This is a genomic window from bacterium (assembly GCA_040757115.1).
GTDB lineage: Bacteria > UBA9089 > CG2-30-40-21 > CG2-30-40-21 > SBAY01 > JBFLXS01.
In genome coordinates, this window is record JBFLYA010000272.1 from 1 (window position 1) to 5,002 (window position 5,002).

3 protein-coding genes are annotated in these 5,002 nt (G+C 34.2%); all 3 read right to left on the minus strand.

Annotated features, from left to right (window positions below; genetic code table 11):
* Window positions 1-324: 324 nt before the first annotated feature.
* The 3 genes from AB1422_16785 to AB1422_16795 all read right to left on the minus strand — a co-directional run bounded on the left by AB1422_16785 (window position 325) and on the right by AB1422_16795 (window position 4,930).
* Window positions 325-3,288, minus strand: a complete 2,964-nt coding sequence (locus AB1422_16785; protein ID MEW6620963.1) for an SMC family ATPase — start codon at window positions 3,286-3,288, stop codon at window positions 325-327.
* Window positions 3,285-4,154, minus strand: coding sequence for a hydroxymethylbilane synthase (gene hemC / locus AB1422_16790; protein ID MEW6620964.1), 870 nt, complete (start codon window positions 4,152-4,154; stop codon window positions 3,285-3,287). Before hemC ends, AB1422_16785 begins: the two co-directional genes overlap by 4 nt.
* Before the next feature lie 341 nt (window positions 4,155-4,495).
* Complete coding sequence (locus AB1422_16795) at window positions 4,496-4,930, minus strand: hypothetical protein (protein ID MEW6620965.1); 435 nt, start codon at window positions 4,928-4,930, stop codon at window positions 4,496-4,498.
* Window positions 4,931-5,002 lie beyond the last annotated feature (72 nt).

The following is a 5,002-nucleotide window of genomic DNA, read 5'->3' on the forward strand; positions in this document are numbered from 1 at the left end:
CCACAATCAATTTCTACCTATTTCTATAAATTTCAATCTATTTCTATTATCTTATCTCCATATCACTCTTATCTCCTTATCCCCTTTCTTACACTTTTGATATATAGCCTGAACGGTTACAAAAATAAGGAGAAAGGGAGAAAATGGAGAAGTGGAGAAAAGAGTGAATAAAGAAATAGGGTTACTGGTAAATTTCGCAGACTCCAGGATTGATGTCCGAAGGGTGGAGCAAGAAAAAGTTTGAGCCATTTCTCCAATTCTCCCTTTTCCCCATTTCTCCTTGTTTACACTTCTAATGTATAGCCCTGAACGATTACCTTTTCTCTATCCCAGATTATGCTCAACTATTCTACCATTATCCATCTTTATATAATAATTAAACATAGATGAGGCAAGTAATTGGGAATGGCTAATGACAAATATCTGGTCAAATGTTTGCATTATCTCTCCCTGAGTCAGAAGGTAAATTAGTGCCTGAGCACGCTCTACATCAAACGAACTTAATGGTTCATCTAAAAATATAAATGACGGGGCAATTCCTTTTTCTTGCGGTAAAGTAGCAATGGCAAAAGCCATCCGTAAGGCTAATGAGAATTGGTCTTTTGTTCCACCACTAAAAATATTCTTTGCACACCAACGCATTGCCCGTTCGTCCCAAACCTTAATTTTATAATCCTCCGTAATATCTGCATCGTGATACCTATCACAGGTAAGTAAAGGTAGTATCTTTTGCATATTTCGGATAGTATTGGGCAATACCCTGGCGACTATATTGTTTCTTGCCGTAGTCAAGATTTGTTCAGCTAAAGTCCGTATTTTAAGACTATTGCTTAAATCCTGTATCTCTTTTTCACATTGAGTAACTTCTAACCTGACATTTTCAAGATGTAATTCTCTGGCTAACTTTTCTACATGGGTTCTAATGTAACCGATTTTAGCCTCTATATCCTCTTTTTCTTTAATCAGCGTTGGCTCATACTGAACTTGCAGACGGCTATATTTAAACGCCTTTTTAATCTGGTTTGGGAAATTTTGCATTTCGTTTTCTAATTCAGTTTGAGTTTTTTGCCTTAAGTTAATTTCCCCGCGATAAGCATCTATCTGACTTTGAAGGGTCTTAAATTCTTGAAGTGTTTTTTCTTCTTGAATTTCATTAATCTCTGCTATAACCTTGTTTTTTAGACGAGGATAGTCTCTTAAACTTAAATCTCTTGAAATCTGTAGAGTTGATGTATAAATTGTGTTTATTTCATCTTTAAGTTTTGTCACAATCTCCTGGTGTTGGCTAATTTTTTCCAAAAACTGCTCTTTTTTACTCACATCTTGTAAATCCCTTTTTACCTCAGTTAATAATTGATTATATTCTGCCAATAATTTCTCACGGTCTAAAATTACTCCTAAATTCTTTGCTTTTTGGTGTAATTTAGGTTTGAATTTATCAATTATTTTACTCAGTTTATCCTTGCGGATGATAGATTTTTCTTTATCCTTTAATTTTTCTTCTTCATTGAGTTTATTCAGTTCTTGTTTGTAATTTTCAAGCACATTTTTTGATAACGAAACAGCACTTTCCTGTCCAGCAATATCTTTAGTTATTTTAGAATAATCTTCTTTTACTTGTTGAATATCAAACCCTTTCAGATTTTCTGATAAATCATTGATTAAGGCATCCGCCTGAGTAATATCTTCTGGTATGGATAAGTTTAATTTAAGCAATTTATTTTCATATTCAATCAATTTTGTCTCATCCTGTTCGTTTTTATCTCTGGTGCTTTGCCTTTGTCCATCTAATCGCAAAATCTCATCTTCTAACTCTCGTATCGTCAGGGATAGTCGATAAATAATCTTCTTCTGATTTTTAATATTGATAAATCCTGAAAATAAAGCCGCCAGGGTAATTACCACCATAATTATTCCCATTGCCAATAATCCATTTATCAAACTAATAATTAATGAAATGATACTGACTATATTTATGCCGATAGAGGTAAAGAGTGTTTTTTTATAGCGGTGGTCTGCATTAGTTTTTTCTTGTTGTTTTATATCCTTTTGGGAATTTATTTCCTTTTCCTTCTGGTTAATTATTTCAAGGGCATAAAGGGTATATTTGGCTCGACGCCAATTTTCTAATGCCTCTTTTTCATTTATTGATTTTAGTTGTTGGGCAAGGGTCTTTTCTTTTTCCAGACTTAAATTCAACTTTTCCTGTTTTTGTATAAATTTTGTTTCCTCAAGGTTAATTGTCCCCTTTAATTTTTTAATCTGCTCTAATTCCTTATCAAGGGAAATACCTTTTTCCTTCTCAAATTTATGCAGGTCCTCTAATTTATTAATTCGGGCAAGCCTTTTACTTAAACAAAGAATTTCATTCGTCAATTTTTTTCTAACCGGGACTTTTTCGTTTAATGCCTCTAAATCCTGAACTTGCTTTTTAAGATTATTGATTTCAGCCTCTTGTTCTTTAATCTGAGTTAAATTAGAGATAAGTTTTTCAAGATGGTTTTGTGTTTTTTTTAGTTCCCCTACCCTATTTATTTTCTTTTCTAACTCTATTTTTTGAGGCTCAATAAGTTTAATAGATTTGAATAACCTTTTTATATTGGTGGTCTCTTCATTAATTTTTTGTTTAAGTCTAATCAGGTTAATGATTTGGAGTTTAATATCTATTCTTTTCTTTGCCTCCAGAGTTTTATGTAGTTCAATCTGTTTTAATTTTGCCAGTTCTAATTTTTGGAGTTTATATTGGAGGTCTTTTTCTTCATCGCGTCGGACCTTAAATCTTTGCTCTAATTCTAATAGTCGGTCAAGATTGAGTAATTTCATTAATGACTTTTCGCGTTGTGATTTATCAAGTCCTTCTAATTTATCCAGTTTTTTTTGCTCGACAAAACAGCTGTTTAGCAAAGCATCTCCATCTAAACCTAATTCTAACATCAATCGTTCATTCACGGGTATATTTTTAGTGATCACCTCATCACCAATGTTTAGTTTCCACTGATTAGGGGAATTTAGATTAAGGATTCTATCAATGGTTAATATTCTATCTCGGATTTCTACCTGCAGTTGGATATATGCGGATTTAGAATGGTAATTAATTAATTCCACAAGGCTTCTTCGCTCGCTAACCAATGCTTCACCAAATAAACCAAAATAAATCGCCTCAAATAAAGTGCTTTTACCCGATTCATTCAATCCTTCAATAAGAAAGCTACCTCGTTGCGGAAAGGTAATCTCAATATCTTTTAATTGTTTAAAATTATCTGCAATTAATTTTTTAATTTTTATCATAATTTTGCCAGTTTTTTTCCTAATTTAACTGCGTCTTCTTTTTTTCCTTCAATTTGGGCACGGTTAATCTTTTGGTTATCCGGGGAAACAATTACGCTCTTAAGTTTTAAAATATCACCTTCTATACACCCTAATATTCCTATTGGGATTTGGCAGCCACCACCTAATTCTTTAAGGAAAGCCCTTTCAGCTATTACCGCCAGGGAGCTCTCTTCATCATTTAAATTACTTACTATTTCTTTTATTTCTGTGTCATTTTTGCGTATCTCTATGCCTAAGGAACCCTGTCCAGCCGCAGGTAAAATAATATCGGTGGATAAAAATTGGGTGATTTTGGAATGAAGGTTTGTCCGAATACAGCCGGCGGCGGCGACAACTATTGCATCTACAGAGTTTAATTTTTTTATTCTTGTATCTAAATTACCTCGTAAATCGACAATCTCTAAATCCTGACGATAATAAATAAGTTGTGCCTTTCTTCTTGGACTACTTGTGCCAATTACTGTTCCGGCTGGAAGCTCTTCTAATCGTTTATTATCATTAGAGATTAAAACATCTCTTGGGTCAAGCCGTTTAGTAATTGCCCCAATCATTAAGCTTGAAGGCAAATCAACAGGCACATCTTTCATCGAATGCACTGCCAGGTCAATTGCTCCTCTTAATAAAGCCTCTTCTAATTCCTTAATAAATAATCCCTTCCCCCCAACTTTAGACAATGGCACATCCGTTATTTTATCGCCTTTTGTCTTGATAATTTTAATACCTGTTTGGATTTGTGGGCATAATTTTTTAAGTTGTGTTACTATTTCCTTTGTCTGGGCTAATGCTAATGAACTACCTCTGGTGCCAATAATTATTTTTTTCATCTTATTTAGTTGTAGTTGAACAAGGAAACAAAAGAAAATAAAGTGCTGGAGGGATGGAGTAATAGATTTAAAATCACCACTCCACCCCTCCAATGCTCCCTATTCTTCGTAACCGTTCAGGTAATCCTTTACCGCAGAGACGCAGAGAAACAGAGAGGAAAATATTTTTTTTCGCGTTTTTCGGTGTTTAAAAAGGCTCAAAAACAGTTAGTCAAAAGTGTATTAAAAGATTAATAAACAACGAAAGACCCGAAATGCACAAAAAAAAGAAAATTTCTATCTCTGGTGAATAGATTTTAATTTTTTTCTCTGCGTCTCTGTGTCTCTGCGGTGAACGGTTACTATTCTTCGTTCTTTTTTGTTTCTAAACTTTTACCCCAGATAGCGCCAATCACTAAACAACCAACAACCATTGTTATCAGTGTATAAATCAAACACGGTAAAGGAAATCGCATGTTAGTCACACAGAAGTCGGTTAGCATACCTGGTAATGCAGTTGCTATCCAGAGTAATAGCCCAAAGATAACACCTTTGGAAATTGGTTTTTGGGTTGGAATCCCTTTGTAAAATACAGGGTAAATAGCCGCAAGTAACAACCCTTGAACCAGATTCATCACTGATAATCCAATGGTAAAAAGTGGAGAATCCATTGGTCTAAAAAGTTGTGAACAGCAATCATACCAATGGGCAAATATGCCACCATAGATTATCCCGCCTACGATTTGAGAAATAATCCCAAAGGCTAATCCGGCTACAAACCAGCGAACTACTTTCATCCTTTCTCACCTCCTTAAGAAAAAAGGTAACTATTCAGCCACAGATGGACACGGATGAAACACTAAAAATTC

Excerpts from the sequence above, each read along its gene's own strand:
- AB1422_16795 (MEW6620965.1), bottom strand. The coding sequence starts at position 4,930 with ATGAAAGTAGTTCGCTGGTTTGTAGCCGGATTAGCCTTTGGGATTATT.
- AB1422_16785 (MEW6620963.1), bottom strand. The coding sequence starts at position 3,288 with ATGATAAAAATTAAAAAATTAATTGCAGATAATTTTAAACAATTAAAA.
- hemC (MEW6620964.1), bottom strand. The coding sequence starts at position 4,154 with ATGAAAAAAATAATTATTGGCACCAGAGGTAGTTCATTAGCATTAGCC.